The organism is Streptomyces sp. NPDC005202 (genome assembly GCF_040608235.1).
In the GTDB taxonomy this organism is placed as follows: domain Bacteria; phylum Actinomycetota; class Actinomycetes; order Streptomycetales; family Streptomycetaceae; genus Streptomyces.
On sequence record NZ_JBEXHW010000012.1, the window covers coordinates 82,961 to 96,936 of the forward strand.

13 protein-coding genes and 1 pseudogene are annotated in these 13,976 nt (G+C 72.6%); 7 read left to right on the forward strand and 7 right to left on the reverse strand.

What is annotated here, in order from left to right; all coding sequences use genetic code 11:
• Positions 1-23 precede the first annotated feature (23 nt).
• From ABZV31_RS19540 to ABZV31_RS19550, 3 genes and pseudogenes are all read right to left on the reverse strand, one after another.
• Positions 24-2,369 carry a glycoside hydrolase family 65 protein gene (locus ABZV31_RS19540; RefSeq protein WP_355895219.1) on the reverse strand — a complete coding sequence of 782 codons (2,346 nt, stop codon included), beginning with the start codon at positions 2,367-2,369 and terminating at the stop codon, positions 24-26.
• Positions 2,366-3,106, reverse strand: a complete 741-nt coding sequence (locus tag ABZV31_RS19545) for a beta-phosphoglucomutase family hydrolase (protein ID WP_355895222.1) — start codon at positions 3,104-3,106, stop codon at positions 2,366-2,368. The genes ABZV31_RS19540 and ABZV31_RS19545 overlap by 4 nt, the downstream gene beginning before the upstream one ends.
• A 126-nt stretch (positions 3,107-3,232) precedes the next feature.
• Positions 3,233-3,391, reverse strand: a pseudogene (locus ABZV31_RS19550) (DUF4440 domain-containing protein); the annotation flags it as partial.
• A gap of 172 nt (positions 3,392-3,563) precedes the next feature.
• On the opposite strand from ABZV31_RS19550, the gene ABZV31_RS19555 reads away from it, so the two are divergent.
• The 3 genes from ABZV31_RS19555 (at position 3,564) to ABZV31_RS19565 (ending at position 6,372) form a co-directional block, all read left to right on the forward strand.
• A complete protein-coding gene (locus ABZV31_RS19555) occupies positions 3,564-4,265 on the forward strand; it encodes a nucleoside/nucleotide kinase family protein (RefSeq protein WP_355895224.1) in 702 nt (233 codons plus the stop codon).
• 50 nt (positions 4,266-4,315) lie between these two features.
• Positions 4,316-4,558, forward strand: a complete 243-nt coding sequence (locus ABZV31_RS19560; protein WP_355895226.1) for a hypothetical protein — start codon at positions 4,316-4,318, stop codon at positions 4,556-4,558.
• A gap of 92 nt (positions 4,559-4,650) precedes the next feature.
• Positions 4,651-6,372: a phospholipid carrier-dependent glycosyltransferase gene (locus ABZV31_RS19565; RefSeq protein WP_355895228.1), complete on the forward strand. Its 1,722-nt coding sequence runs from the start codon at positions 4,651-4,653 to the stop codon at positions 6,370-6,372.
• Positions 6,373-6,385: 13 nt separating this feature from the next.
• On the opposite strand, the gene ABZV31_RS19570 is transcribed toward ABZV31_RS19565, so the two are convergent.
• Both ABZV31_RS19570 and ABZV31_RS19575 read right to left on the reverse strand, forming a co-directional pair.
• Entirely contained in the window at positions 6,386-6,784 is a 399-nt protein-coding gene (locus tag ABZV31_RS19570; RefSeq protein WP_355895231.1) for a DUF3662 domain-containing protein, read from the reverse strand.
• Between the two features lie 75 nt (positions 6,785-6,859).
• Entirely contained in the window at positions 6,860-7,003 is a 144-nt protein-coding gene (locus tag ABZV31_RS19575; RefSeq protein ID WP_355895233.1) for a hypothetical protein, read from the reverse strand.
• A 359-nt stretch (positions 7,004-7,362) separates the two neighbouring features.
• On the opposite strand from ABZV31_RS19575, the gene ABZV31_RS19580 reads away from it, so the two are divergent.
• The 4 genes from ABZV31_RS19580 (at position 7,363) to ABZV31_RS19595 (ending at position 12,427) form a co-directional block, all read left to right on the forward strand.
• Positions 7,363-8,286, forward strand: coding sequence for a MurR/RpiR family transcriptional regulator (locus tag ABZV31_RS19580; protein WP_355895236.1), 924 nt, complete (start codon positions 7,363-7,365; stop codon positions 8,284-8,286).
• Between the two features lie 467 nt (positions 8,287-8,753).
• The gene (locus ABZV31_RS19585; protein WP_355895239.1) at positions 8,754-9,134 is read left to right on the forward strand and encodes a hypothetical protein; all 381 of its coding nucleotides are present in this window, start codon (positions 8,754-8,756) and stop codon (positions 9,132-9,134) included.
• 185 nt (positions 9,135-9,319) lie between these two features.
• Complete coding sequence (locus ABZV31_RS19590) at positions 9,320-9,886, forward strand: antibiotic biosynthesis monooxygenase (protein ID WP_355895241.1); 567 nt, start codon at positions 9,320-9,322, stop codon at positions 9,884-9,886.
• A 183-nt stretch (positions 9,887-10,069) separates the two neighbouring features.
• Positions 10,070-12,427 (forward strand): SpoIIE family protein phosphatase, encoded by a 2,358-nt coding sequence (locus ABZV31_RS19595; RefSeq protein ID WP_355895417.1) that lies wholly within the window; start codon positions 10,070-10,072, stop codon positions 12,425-12,427.
• Between the two features lie 262 nt (positions 12,428-12,689).
• Here ABZV31_RS19595 and ABZV31_RS19600 read toward each other — a convergent pair whose 3' ends face one another.
• The gene (locus tag ABZV31_RS19600) at positions 12,690-13,181 is read right to left on the reverse strand and encodes a flavin reductase family protein (protein WP_355895244.1); all 492 of its coding nucleotides are present in this window, start codon (positions 13,179-13,181) and stop codon (positions 12,690-12,692) included.
• Positions 13,182-13,250: 69 nt separating this feature from the next.
• The gene (locus ABZV31_RS19605; RefSeq protein ID WP_355895247.1) at positions 13,251-13,952 is read right to left on the reverse strand and encodes a peptidoglycan-binding domain-containing protein; all 702 of its coding nucleotides are present in this window, start codon (positions 13,950-13,952) and stop codon (positions 13,251-13,253) included.
• Positions 13,953-13,976: the final 24 nt, after the last annotated feature.

Here is a 13,976-nt window from a genome sequence, read left to right on the forward strand (position 1 = left end):
GGGAGACGGGCACCGCCCTCGCGTCAGTGGTGGGCCTTCGGGCGCCGGTGCGGGGGCTGTTCGGGAGCCGGGCCGGGCTTCACAGGCGGGACCGGGCGGGCCGTGGGGGCGTCCGGGCGCACCGTGACCGGGTCGCCGTGGTGCCGGATCCTCAGCGCCGGGCCGCCCAGCAGCGTGTAGGTGGCGCTCTGCTGGCCGATCTCCACGCGCAGCCGACGGCCGCGGAACTGCAGCGTGAAGGCGAGGCGGCTGAACTTCTCCGGGAGCCGCGGCGCGAACTGAAGCGTGTCGCCGACCCGGCGCATGCCGCCGAAGCCCACCACGAGTGCCATCCAGGTGCCGGCCAGGGAGGCGATGTGCAGCCCGTCGCGGGTGTTGTGCTCCAGGTCCTCCAGGTCCATCAACGCCGCCTCGGCCGCGTAGTCGTAGGCGAGGCGCAGGTGGCCCGCCTGCGCGGCGATGACGGCCTGAATGCAGGCCGACAGCGAGGAGTCCCGCACGGTCAGGGGCTCGTAGTACGCGAAGTTGCGGGCGATGTGCTCGTCGTCGAAGTAGTCGCCGCAGGTGTACATGGCCAGGACCAGGTCGGCCTGTTTGACGACCTGCTTGCGGTACAGGTCGAAGTAGGGGAAGTGCAGCAGCAGCGGGTACTGGTCGGGGCGCGTTTCGGCGAAGTCCCAGCGCTGGTAGCGGGTGAAGCCCGCGTGCTGTTCATGGACGCCGAATTCGTCGTTGTAGGGGATGTTCATGGCCTCGGCGGCGTCCCGCCATGTGGCGCTCTCCTCGTCGTCGGCGCCCAGCAGCTCCGCCTCCTTCGGGTGGCGTTCGACGACGTCGGCGGCGGCCAGCAGGGTCGCCCGGGCCATGAGGTTGGTGTAGGTGTTGTCGTCGGCGATCGCGCTGTACTCGTCGGGGCCGGTGACACCGTCGATGTGGAAGGCGCCGTGGTGGTCGTGGTGGCCGAGCGACCGCCACAGACGGGCCGTCTCCACCAGCAGTTCGACGCCGGAGTAGCGCTCGAAGTCCTCATCGCCCGTCGCCGCCACGTACCGCGTCACGGCGTGTGCGACGTCGGCGTTCACATGGAAGGCGGCCGTACCGGCGGGCCAGTACGCCGACCCCTCCTGGCCCTCGATGGTCCGCCAGGGGAACGCGGCGCCGCGCAGCCCGAGTTGGGCGGCGCGCTCGCGGGCGGCGGGCAGGGTGTTCTGCCGCCAGCGCAGCGCCTCGGCGACGGCCTCGGGCGAGGTGTAGGTCAGCACGGGCAGCACGAACATCTCGGTGTCCCAGAAGGCGTGCCCGTCGTAGCCGGAGCCGGTCAGCCCCTTGGCGGGGATCGCCCGCTGTTCCGCGCGGGCCCCGGCCTGCAGGACGTGGAAGAGGGCGAAGCGGACGGCCTGCTGGATCTCCTCGTCGCCGTCCACCTCGACGTCGGCGCGCGCCCAGAAGTCGTCCAAGTAGGCCCGCTGCTCGTCCACCAGGCCCGGCCAGCCGCCGTGCTCGGCGGCCGCCAGCGCCGCGTCGACCTGGTCGCTCATCGCCGGCAGGGAACGGGCGCCGGACCAGCCGTGCGCGACCAGCTTCTCCACCCGCAGCCGCTGCCCCGGGTCGAGCACGGAGGTGACCGTGAGCCGGGCGATGTCGGCATGACTCTCTACGGCGGTCGTGGTCCGCTCGGGGCCGTCGACGACGTGGTCGGCGGCGACGGCCACCCTCAGGCCGCTGTGCCGGGTGCGGTGGACGAGGCGCAGCCGGTTGCCGGAGGCGAAGTCCTCCTCCGGCTCCAGCGGCGCCTGGAGCGCCATCGCCGCCCGCGGATCGCCGTCCGACTCCGGCAGCTGCTCGTTGGCGACGAGCTCCGACTGGATCACCACGCGCGCCTGGCTGCCGACGGCCTCCACCTCGTACGCCACCGCGGCGATCGCCCGCTGGGTGAGGGAGACCAGCCGGGTGGAGCGCACCCGGATTGTGGAGCCGGCCGGGGAGACCCACTCGCACGTCCGCTCCACGACCCCCCTGCGCAGGTCGAGGGTGCGCTCGTGGGAGACGAGCCGGCCGTAGCGCAGGTCGAACGGCTCGTCGTCGACGAGCAGCCGCAGGATCTTGCCGTTGGTGATGTTGATGATGGTCTGGCCCGACTCGGGGTAGCCGTAGCCGGCCTCGGCGTAGGGCAGCGGGTGCACCTCGTGCACGCCGTTGAGGTACGAGCCGGGCAGGCCGTGCGGCTCTCCCTCGTCGAGGTTGCCGCGCCAGCCCACGTGGCCGTTGGACAGCGCGAAGACGGACTCGCTCTGTGCCAGGACGTCGAGGCTGAGTTCCGTCTCCCGTACCGTCCACGGCTCGACGGTGTACGAGCGATGGGTGATCACGCGGCGCCTCCCAGCTCGGCGAGGTCCTTGACGACGACGTCCGCGCCGTGCGCGTACAGCGCCTCGGTCTGGCCGACGCGGTCGACGCCGACGACGTATCCGAAACCGCCGGAGCGGCCCGCGTCCATGCCGGCCATCGCGTCCTCGAACACGGCGGCCTGCTTGGCCTCGACGCCGAGGTCGTGGGCGGCGGCCAGGAAGGTGTCGGGGTGCGGCTTGCCCGGCAGTTTGCGCTCCGCCGCGACCACCCCGTCGATGCGTACGTCGAAGAGGTGCTCGGCGTCGATCGCCCGCAGCACCTCCCGGGTGTTGTCGCTGGAGGAGACGATCGCCGTGCGCAGCCCCTTGGCCCGGACCGCCTCGATGTAGCGCAGGGTGCCGTCGTACGCCTCCACACCCTCGGTACGGATTTTCTGCAGGACCAGTTCGTTCTTGCGGTTGCCGACCCCGTGGACCGTCCGCGCCTCCGGCGGGTCGTCGGGGTTGCCCTCGGGCAGTTCGATGCCGCGGGAGGCGAGGAAGGTGCGCACCCCGTCGGCACGCGGGCGTCCGTCGACGTACTCGTGGTAGTCGGTGACGGCGTCGAAGGGCTGGAAGTTCTCACCCTCCCGCTCGCGCAGGAACGCGTCGAACGTCTCCTTCCAGGCGGCCGCGTGCACCACGGCCGTCTTGGTGACGACCCCGTCGAGGTCGAAGAGGCAGGCCAGGATTCCTTCGGGCAGACCGAGCTCTGTCATACAGGCACCTTTCCCCGCGTCGCGGCGTCCAGAGGGTGTCGAGTGCCACACGGGACGTACTTTCCGGCATACGCGTGTCCGCTGTCCGGGCGCCGCGACGGCAGGTCACTCGTCCCGGCGCACGATTCAGTCGGGCGGGAACGCGTGCGGGAACGCGTGGTCCTCGTGGGCGACCAGCCAGCGGCCGTCCTCCCTGCGCAGGCCAAGGGTGAGCCTGAGGCGCACGGTGGGGTGCTCGGCGAGCTCCTCGGGGGTGCCGCAGCGCAGCAGGGCGTGGGCGTGGGCTCGGTGAAGGCCTCTGTCCAGGAGACTCCGCGACCGGCCGGAACTCATCGCCCGACCGGAAGTCATCGCCCTACCGGAACCCATCGCCGACCCCGACCGGAAGTCGTCGCCCGCCCCGGCCCATCGCCCGACCGGAACTCATCGCCGTCGTCCGGGTGACACACTGTGCCATGTGCCGCTGACCTTCGACGACCTCCTCACCCGCGCCCGCGCCCTCACGCGGGGCGGGCACCGTGCGATCCTCGGCATCGTCGGCAGCCCGGGCGCGGGCAAGTCGACGCTCGCCGAGCACCTGGTGCGGGCACTGAACGGCACCGGGGAGCCCTGGGTAGCGCACGTCCCGATGGACGGCTTCCACCTCGCCGACGCCGAACTGGACCGGCTCGGCCGCCGCGACCGCAAGGGCGCGCCGGACACCTTCGACGCGGCGGGATACGCCGCGTTGCTGCGGCGGCTGCGGGAGGAGTCGAATGGCGAGACGGTGTACGCGCCGGGTTTCGAGCGCGTCCTGGAGCAGTCGGTCGCGGGCATGATCCCGGTGCCGCCGTCGGCACGGCTGGTCGTGACCGAGGGCAACTACCTGCTCCTGGACACGGGTCCCTGGGCACGCGTACGGCCCCAGCTGGACGAGGTGTGGTTCTGCGAGCTGGACGAGCAGGAACGGATCCGCCGCCTCGTCGCCCGCCACGAGGAGTTCGGCAAGGACCACGAGGAGGCGGTGGCCTGGGTTCTGGGCACCGACCAGCGCAACGCGGACCTGGTGGCGACCAGCCGGGACCGCGCGGACCTGATCGTGCCGCAGACCGCCCTGCCGGCGCCGTACGGGCCGCCACCGCCCGCGGCGCCGGGGCGGGAGCCGGCGGTTCGCCGGTAGGAGGTTCGCCCGTAACCCGACCCGGCGTGAGCTCGGTGGGGCACGTACGTGTGCCGGTACACGCTCGGCTCGCCCAAGCCCACTTCCCCCCGCAGCTGTTGCGGCAGCGCGGCACGTCCCCGGCCGACGCGCTCGACGCCGAGCGGCCGCCGGCCGCGGGCAGTACGGTGCCGGTGATCGGCGCTGTGGTGCTGCGCGGTCGGTTCGGCCGTGTCGAGGTGAACTCCGAACGGCTGCGGGCCGTACCGGTGTATACGGCAGAAGGTCTGTCGGTACGAATGGTGAAGCGGTGACGCCCACGCGGCGGGAGCCGGTGCGACAGTGGGGCCATGACGCGGCTCCGGATCGCTCCCGCCCCCGCCCCGCCGGTGGTGCCGCGGGGCGGATGATGGCGCGCGAACAGCAATCGGTCCTGGCTCCCGAGCCCGTCGGCGGGGACGCACCCCCCGAGCCGCCGAGGGCGGGGGGCACGCCGGCGCGCCTGTACAGCGGGCTGCGGCGGCGCCGGCGGTGGCTGGTGCCGCTCGCCGTGGTCCTGCTGCTCGCGCAGATGGCCGTCGCGATGGTCACGGCCGCGGCCGAGCAGACCCCGACCATCGACGAGCCCGTGTACGTGGGCACGGCGGCCGTCTACCTGCGCGAGCACAGCCTGGCGTACAACCCCGAGCACCCGCCGCTGGGCAAGCTGGTGATCGCCGCCGGGGTCGCTGTCGCCAATCCCCACGTCGACGCGTCGTACACCGGTGACCAGGGGCAGGTCGGGCGGCACCTGCTGTACGAGTCCGGCAACGACCCGTGGCGGCTGATGCTGTGGGCCCGGCTTCCGGTGATCGCGTTGACGCTGCTGTTCGGGCTGGTGGTGTTCGCGTTCGCCCGGGAGCTGATCGGTGCCGTGGGCGGCCTTGTGGCCCTGGCCCTGTACGCCTTCTCACCCGACCTCGTCGCACACGGCTCGCTGGCCACGCTGGATGTGCAGGCAGCCGGATTCGTCCTGACGTCGGCGTGGCTGCTGTGGCGGGGACGCCGACGGCCACGGCTGTACCTGCCGCTCGCCGGAGCCGCGCTCGGGGCGGCCCTGGCGACCAAGATGAGCGCGCTGCCGGCGGTGCCGGTGCTGTTGCTGCTCGCCGCGCTCTCCGGGTGGTCGGCCCGCCGCCCCTCCGGCCGCACCACCCGGGCCAGGACGCCGGCCTTGGTCGCCGGGTGGGTGTCCGTCATGGCGGCGGTCTCGGTCGCCGTCGTGTGGGCCGCCTATCTGGTGGTCGACCCGCGGCTGCGCAGGACGTCCCGGGAGCCGGTGCCCTCGGTACACGGGCTGCGCGCGGTCCTGGTCGACCTCCTGCCGTTCCCCGAGGCGTACCGGAACGGGATGCGGATCCAGTTCGGGCTGGAGGACTACCCGTGGCAGGGCTACCTGTTCGGGCACGTGTACACCGGTGCGCGGTGGTACTACCTGCCGGCCGCGCTGCTGGTGAAGACCCCGCTCGGCATGCTGGTGCTGTGGGCGGCCGGGACCGCGGCACTGGTGGCGGTCCGGCGGCTGCGGCCGGCGGCGCCGTACGTGCTCGTGCCCCCGGCGGTGCTGCTGGCGGCGGCGATGCACTCCTCGCGTGACTTCGGCACCCGGTACGCCCTGTTCATGCCAATGTTCCTGGCGGTGGCCACGGCCGCCGTGCTCGCCGTGCGCCGCAGGTGGGCGCCGATCGCGGCGGGAGCGCTGGTGGCGTTCGTCGCGGTCAGTTCCCTGCGGACGTATCCCTACTACCTGCCGTACTCCAACGAGGCGTTCGGCGGGCCGGCCGGCACCCACCTGCGGCTGCACGACTCCAACGTGGACTGGGGCCAGGACCTGGGCCGGCTCGCCGACCGACTGCGCACCCGGTACCCGCACGAGCGGATCTGGCTCGTCTACAAGGGCAGTGGTGTGCCGTCCTTCTACGGCATCCACGCGGCCGACCCGCGCAAGGTGCCCCCGCGTCAGGTCCACGGGCTGCTCGTGGTGTCCGACTCGGCGGTCGCCAAGGCGAGGGGACGGCTGGCCGCGCTGATCGACAGCAGCCGCCCGGTCGACGAGGTCGGCCATTCGATCATGATCTACCGGCGGTGAACGCCGTTTGCGCCTACGCCGGGTGCCGGAACCCCTCGGCGCTCACATGCGGCATGACGCGGCTGGCCACGCGGTAGCGGCCGTTGGGCACGCGGCCCGAGCGGGCGATGTGCACCGTCAGCGGGCCCGCCCACTCGTAGCCGTGACGCTCGGCGTGCCTGGCCAGGCTGTCGGTGAGCACCTGGCCCACGCGGCTGCCGTGGCGCGTCAGTTCGTCGTGCACGGAGTCGGCGAGCTCGATGTCGTAGGCGTTGGGCACGATGACCCGATGCTCGCTGCACACGACGGCGTTGGCGTCGCACTCGCGGTGCAGCGCGTCGAGGAGCTCGACCGGTTCCTTGCCGGCGATCCGCGCCCACAGCGCCTCCCAGCGGTTCTCCAGGGCCTGTTCCAGCGCGCTGATTGCGCTCATTCCGGTTTCACCTGCCGAAAGTTGGGGTTTTCGTCTGCCGGGACCGTGGGGGGCTGCCGGTGCTGGTCGTCGTGGTCATTCCTCCTTGAAGTCGTCGGGGCGGACCTGTGCCTCCTCCAGGGCCTCGCGCATCGTGCGGCCGGTGGCGCCCTGCTCCCGCTGTTCCAACACCTCGTCGGTGGCGTCGGTCTTCGGCCTGTTCTCCTCGGGGACGGTCATGACGGACGTGCACCTCTTCTGTCGTCGGAGTTCTGTAGTCGGCGGTCTGGAGTCGACGGTCTGGAATCGGAGTTCTGTAGTCGGCGGTCTGTAGTCGGCGGTCTGTAGTCGGCGGTATGGAATCGGAGTTCTGTAGTCGACGGTCTGAAGTCGACGGTCTGGAATCGGAGTTCTGTAATCGGGGGCTGTCGTCGGAGGTCTTCCGTGTCGGCGGGTTCCCGCACACCGGGCGCGTATCCATCCGTCCGCCCCGCGGTCGTGGGCCGGCGGTCCCCAGGCCCGATGCGCTCGTACAAGCCCTGGTCACGAGGGTGAGTGAGTTATGTTGAACCTCTGTGGGAGACAAAGGAGGCGCCTCGGTGCCATCGCCGCAGCAGACTCGCGCACAGGCATCCGCGATCACATCGGGGAAGACGGTCCCCGAGGCGGAGGCCGCCCCTGCGTCCCAGCTCCGAGCGCTCTTCGACGGGCCCCACCTCTCCCCGGGGCAGCGCCGCATCGCCCAGTACCTGATCGAGAACATCGCCGAGGCAGCGTTCCTGTCGATCACGGACCTCGCGGAGCGGGTCGGCGTCAGCCAGCCCTCGGTGACGCGCTTCGCCGCGGCGGTCGGCTTCAGTGGCTACCCCGCGCTGCGCGAGAAGCTCCAGTCGATCGCGCTGCGGACCCTCGCGGGCGGGCCCGGCGCGGACGAGGAGGACCGCAGCAACGAGCTCCAGGCCGCGGTCGACGCCGAGATCGAGAACCTGGAGAACCTGCGGCGCGACTTCGCCAATCCCGACCGCGTGATCGACATCGGCCGCAAGCTGTCCCAGTCGACCCCGCTGACCGTCCTCGGGCTGCGCATCTCGGTGTCGCTCGCCGAGTACTTCGCCTATGCGGCGCGCCGCATCCACCCGGACGTACGGCTGGTGACCCGCGGCGGCAGCGTCGCCTACGACGCGCTGCTGCAGTCCCGTGAGGCCGGCGGCACCTGGGTGCTGGCGTTCTCCATGCCCCGGCACGCCCACGAGACCCTCAACGCCGTCCGGGTCGCCCGCAGCGCCGGGCTCAAGGTGGCCCTGATCACCGACCTGGCCCTCGGGCCGGTGGCCGACGAGGCCGACGTCACCTTCGCCACCGGGACCGGCTCACGCCTGGTCTTCGACTCCTACGCCGCGCCCGGCGTGATGTGCGCCGCTCTGCTGCAGGCCATGACCGACGCCGACCCGGAGCGGACCCAGGCCCGCCTCGAGGAGTACGAGCAGATCGCCGACCAGCACCAGTTCTTCCTCAAGGACTGACCGCGGCTCCAGGCCGCACCGCTTCCCTGCGCCCGCACACCGCTTCCCTGCACCGCACCGCTCTGCTGCGGCCCACACCGGCACACAAAGGGATCATGCCATTCAAAGCAGGCATGAATGTTTTCATACGTCTTGCAAAGCGGACGGCATATATAAATACTGCTCACGGATCGCGGCCCGGCCCACTCCGGGCACGTCCGCACCTCTGTTCTCACCACCCGCATCCGCCCCGAGAAAGCCGACGGTCCACCCATGCGCACCCCGCACCACCCCCCGCACGGGCGCCGCCTGCTTCCAGGGCTCCTGCACGGACACCCCGAGCCGCCGTCTCCTACCCGTGTCGGCGCGCGAGGTGTTCGGTCGGGCATCGCCTGCGCGAGCGCCCGTGGCGGCCCCGGTCATCCCCTAGGCCGGGGCCGCCCCACCCTCGTCGGACCACCCTCCACGACGCCGCACACCCGGAAGCGATGATCATGCCTCTGACGACCACGCGCATCAGCCCCGACTGGCCCTGCCAGGTCAAGACCCCCGGCAGCTATGACTGGGAGCGCTCGGCGGCCAAGTGGCTGCGCGAGCTGGTGCCCGCCCGCTACGCCAGCTACCCCGCGCTGATGCGCCATCCCGTGCTGCTCGCCCGTCACGCACAGATCCAGGTCCAGCACGAGATCCGGGTGGCCCGCACCGCCCTGCAGACCGCGCGCGCCGACCTGCCCCGGCTCGGCCTGCCCGAGTCGGTCATCGAGCACACGATCAAGCTGTACGCCGCGGAGGTGCTGCAACTGCAGCACATCGCCCGCAGCGTCCGGGCCGTGACCGACGCCCTGGTGGGGCGCAGCGCCGGCCGCTGAGGGACTCCCTGTTGGGGTGGTGCAGCGCCGGCCGCTGAGGGACGCCCTGAGGGAGTCCAGCGCCGGCCGCTGAGACGTGACCGTCCGCCTGGCGCGCCGGACATCAGCCACACCCGGCTCTCCTGGGCCGACCAATCACTTACGGAGAGGCATGACCGGGGCCGCGCGTGGCACCCGTGGTGAACATGAGCGCCACCCATCTCCGGCAGGGCGAGCCGGTCACCACGATCCTCACCTGGCAGGTGCGCCCGGGCCACGAGGAGGAGTTCGAGGAGTGGACGCGCCGGGTCACCAAGGCCGCCCGGCGGTTCCCCGGCAACGAGGGCGTCACCTGGCTGCGCCCCGAGCACGGCCACCGTTACCACTCGATGCTGCGCTTCTCCGACCCGCACCGCCTCACCGCCTGGCTCACCTCCAAGGAGCGGGCCGAGTGGCACAGCAGGATCGAGGGCATCGCCACGGAGGTAAGCAGCGCACGGCAGTCGACGACCGGGATGGAGACCTGGTTCAGCCTGCCCGGCACCACCGTGCAGCCCCCGCCCCGGTGGAAGATGGTGCTCACCACCTTCCTGGGCGCGTATCCCTTCACGCTGCTGATCCAGTGGCCGGTGACGCCCCGCACGACCTCCTGGCCTTTGCCCCTGCGCGCCGCCGTGTTCCCCGTGGTGCTGCTGCCCGTCCTGACCTACTTGGTCATGCCGTGGCTCAGCCGGCTGCTGCGGCTGTGGCTCTACCCTTCCCCGGGCCGCTGACCGCCGTCTCCACGCCGCCCGGGGCGGCCCGCCGCCCGCGGGTCGCCGCAGACGATCATCCGTGCGCGAATCCGTGCGGGAATCTGGGCGGACAAGCCTGTGATCGGACCGGCCACCATGTGCGATGCTCGTCCCGTGACCAGCGAGCCCGCCTTCCCCCCGGAGTCCGGCGCCGCACCCGACATGGCGACGCTGGCCAAGGTCGTGGCCAGGCAGCGCGCCGAGATGGACCGGCTGCAGGACCTGGCGGCGACCTCGGCCGTCGTCGAGCGGGCCAAGGGCGCGCTGATGGCGCTGACCGGCTGCTCCCCGGACGCCGCGTACGAGGAGATGCTGCAGCGCGCCAAGGCCGCGAACCGCACGCTGATGGAGGAGTGCTGGATCACGCTCGGCACCCTGGTGCCCCCACTGGACCACACCGTCGAGGCACCCAGGGCGGCTCCTCCCCCCACCGTTGCCACTGAGCCCGCCGCATCCGCCCCGGCGCGCCCGGTCCCCGTCGCCGTGGGCGACGACTCGGCCGTACTCGCCCGTCTCGGACGGGCCCTGGCCCGGGCCGACACACCCCAGGACCTCGCCCGGCTCCTGCTGGAGCACCTGGGACCGGTCGTCGACGCGGACGCGGTGATGATCTACGCACTCCTGCCCGGCGGCGGGCTCGAACTCATCGGGCACGCCGGCGTCGGCGAGGCCCTCGCCCACCAATGGCGGCACATACCGCCGCTGAGCGGGGTCGCCGCGCTGGACGCTCTCGGCGCACGGCAGGCCTTCTGGCTGGAGAACGCCGAGGAGGACACCCAGCGGTACCTGCTGATCGGCGATCCACCCGAGCGGTGGCTGTCCCGGGCCTGGCTCCCGGTGGCGACGGGCGACACGACGGACGTGGCCATCGGGGTCATGCGCGGCCGCAGCGGGCCGTTCACCCCGCGGACCCGCGAACTGCTGGAGTCCGCCGCCCGGCTCTGCGCTGGCCGGTTGCGCACCTTCCACGCCCGGCCGGAGCGCCCGGCAGACAATGACGCGGACGCCGTGCAGGGGCTGTTCGACGCGCTGCCGGGCACGACCCTGCTGCTCACCCCGCTGCGCGGTGCGTCGGGAGACGTCGAGGACTACCGCATCGACGCCGCGACCCCGCAGGCGGTCGACGTCGTCGGCCGCACCGGCCGCGAACTGCTCGGCCTGCGGATGCTCGAGTGCTGGCCGACCGTCGCCGACGAGCCGTTGTGGCAGGGCTGGCTGACGACACTGACCACGGGAGAGCCGTACGAGAGCCAGCCGTTCGCACAACAGGAGGCGGTGGCCGGAGGCCAGGAGCTGTCCACGTTCTCGGTGCGAGCGGCGCGCCTGGGCGACGGCCTGGTGGTCACCTGGATCCGTCACGACTCCTCCGACCGGCAGGAGCAGCGCCTGGCGGACCTGCAGCGGCTGGGCAACCTCGGCTGGGCCACCTGGAACCTGGTCACGCACGAGGCGGCCTGGTCCTCCCAGGTCTTTGCCCTCCTCGACCGCGATCCCGCGCGCGGCCCGGTCCGCCTGGAGGAGCTGCCGGACCTCGCCCTGCCCGAGGACGGAGCCGCCCTCGCCCGCGCCGTGCGGGAACTCCTCGCCGAGGGCAAGCAGTTCGACGTCCACTTCCGGATCCGGACGGTGGGAGGCGTACGGCACCTGCGGGGCGTCGCCGAGGCCGTGCCGGACGCCCAGGGCACGCCCGTCGAGGTGCACGGCTTCGTGCAGGACCTCACCGCGCAGCGCAGCGCGGAGCTGGCCCTGGTCGAGAGCGAGCGGGCAATCCTGGCGCAGCACGGGGTCCTGCAGGCGGAGCGGACGCTGGCCGGCCGACTGCAGCATGCGCTGCTGCCGCTGCCGCGGCGGCCCGTACGCCTGGCCGGTCTGCGGGTCGACGTGGCCTATCTGCCCGCCCAGTCCGGGATCCACGTCGGCGGCGACTGGTTCAGCGCGATCGAGTTGCCCAACGGCGACGCGCTGTTCGTGATCGGCGACGTCGCCGGGCACGGCCTCGACGCCGTCGCCACGATGGCCCAGCTCCGCTTCACCGCCAAAGGCATGATCATCACGGGCTCGTCGCTGACCGGTGCCCTCAACCGGCTCAACGCGCTGCTGCTGCACACCCACGACACCCAGGCCACCGCGACCATGGTGCTGGCCCGCTACGACCCCGGCGAGCGCCGCCTGCTGTGGGCCCAGGCGGGCCATCCGCCGCCGCTGCTGCTGCGCCGGGGCGAGCCCTGCTACCTCGACCGCCCGCACGGCATGCTGCTGGGGGCTGCCACGTCCCCGGTGTTCGCGGAGGCGGAGTGCCGTCTGGAGCCGGGAGACCGGCTGCTGCTGTACACCGACGGCCTGGTCGAGCGGCCGGGCGAGGGCATCGAACGCGGCCTGGAACGGTTCGCCGAGTCCGTCGCGGCCCGCAGCACCGACGGGCCCGGCTCCCTCGGCCCGCTGCTGGCCGCGATGCTGGAGGGCGAACGGCGGGACGACGTCTGCGTCCTGGACATCCGGGTGCCGACGGAGCCGACGTAGCGACCGGGTTCGTTCAGTCGTCGTCCCGATGGCGCAGGTACCACAACACGCCCACGACGAGGGCCAGGAGGAAGACGCCGGGCAGCGCCAGGCCCGGGATGCGGGAGCCGTTCATCGGCAAGGCCTTCGGTTCGGGGCGGGGTGGGGGCCGCGGGCACGGGCGCCGGGCCTACGGCGGCCCGCGCCATCCTGACGCGGCGGCCCGCGCGCCACCAGCACTTTCCCCACGCGTTGCCCGGCGTTCGAGTGGCGCTCGCAGAGGTCAGTCCGCCGGGTGACCCGGCGAGATGTCGAGGGCGTCCTCCAGCCGCAGCAATGGCCCGCCGAGGCCGTCCCGTTCGCCCGACTCCACCGGATCGAGCACGAACCCCACGTGATCCCCCGCGTCGGTGCGCAGCACGATCCGGCCGACGAACCACGCCGGCGCATCCTCCAGGACGACGGCCCCGCCGCGCCGCTCGGTCCGGCGGACCTGTGCGAACTTGTCCACGCCGTCGTCGCCGGTGGTGCCCCCGAACAGGGCGGCCAGCGCGTGCTGTTCCCGCGTCAGCAGGTGCACGGCGAGGCAGTCCGCGTGCTGGGCCACCCGGAAGGTCCGGTTGGCCTTGGACAGCCACACCACGAACCGCACGGGCTCGATGGAGCACTGCGAGGCGAACCCGACCAGACAGCCCGCCCGCTCCCCGCCCGCCGCGGCCGTCACCACGTACATGTCGGGGTTCAGCCGGTCGATGAACGCGTCCACGCCCGTCATGCCCGCACCACTCCGTCCGCCGCGTCCGCCTGCTCGCACCAGCTCAGCACAATATGCCGGCGCCCGCGTTCACCCGTCGTCGACCGTTGTACGGGATTCCAGGGAGCGGCGGGTGTCGTCGCCGTAGACGCCGGTCTCGTCGCCGCTGATGCCGTACCAGAGCTGGAAGCGGGCCACGGCCGCCTTGAGGTCGGTGTCGTAGCGGCCGCTGGTGGAGCCGTTTTGGTAGACGTCCGGGATGCGCAGGAGGCGTTCCTGCAGTTCGGTCACCTCCGGGCCGCTGTCGCCCTCACGCAGGGTGCCGGGGCCGTCCGGGTCGGTCGAGCCGGAAGCGGTGGGCGTCGGGGTGGGCGTCGGACTGGGCGCGGCGGCGGAGGCGCTCGTGGACGGGCGCGGTGCCTGTGCCGTGCCGGCCTCGCCCCTGCCGGGCAGCAGGAGGGCGCACCCGAAGCCGACCAGTGCGGCCGCGGCGACGGCGACCGCCACGGCGGCCCGGCGCAGTCCGGGGCCGGACCCGAGGGAACCGGAAGCCGGTGGGCGCGGCCGACGGGCGGAGTCCGGCGCGGCGGCGGGCACGGGCGGCAGCTCCTGGGTCTCGTCCTCGGCTCCGCCGGGCCGCCGCGGCAACTCCACGGACTCGTAGCCCCCGCTCTCCCCCCTGAACTCCCTCATGAGCTCCGCGAGGGCGTCGGTGCGCCGGGGCCGGATGACGCGGACCGGCTCGAAGGGCGGCCCGCCGTGCGGCTGTCCGTGTCCGGGCGGTGTCGACACACTGCACTCCTTCCGTCCCTGCGC